The 432-nt window shown below is 64.8% G+C and carries 1 protein-coding gene; it reads left to right on the top strand.

Going from position 1 to position 432, the window contains the following annotated elements; genetic code table 11:
* Positions 1-432 (top strand): M15 family metallopeptidase (locus tag EN935_RS40220; protein WP_164771941.1); only part of this gene is annotated, 432 nt, incomplete at both ends.

Genomic DNA, 432 nt, shown 5'->3' with positions numbered 1-432 from the left:
CCCCTCGATCCGCCAGGACATCCGCTACGCCGGATCGGACAATTTTCTGCATCGCAGGGTGAACGGCTATGACGCGCCGGCCTGCATCCTCACCGACCAGGCGGCAAAGGCACTGTCCGCCGTCCAGAAGACGCTCGCCGCCAGAAGCCTGACCCTGGTCGTATTCGATTGCTATCGCCCTGCCCGCGCCGTCACCGACATGGGCGAGTGGACGAAACAGGATGGGCCGCCCGATCCGCAATGGTATTCGAGGGTCAGGCGCGGCGACCTGATCGCCAAGGGCTATGTCGGAGAACTATCGACCCATTCACGTGGCTCGACCGTCGACGTCGCCATCGCCCGGACAGACCGCAGGTCCAGTCCGAACCCAGCCTGCGGTGCGGTCGATGCCGACACGCTCGATTTCGGCACCGGCTTCGACTGCTTTGACCC

Origin of the sequence: Mesorhizobium sp. M7D.F.Ca.US.004.03.1.1, assembly GCF_003998635.1 — a bacterium.
Classification (GTDB): domain Bacteria; phylum Pseudomonadota; class Alphaproteobacteria; order Rhizobiales; family Rhizobiaceae; genus Mesorhizobium; species Mesorhizobium loti.
This window is presented reverse-complemented; position numbering and strand designations above follow the sequence as displayed.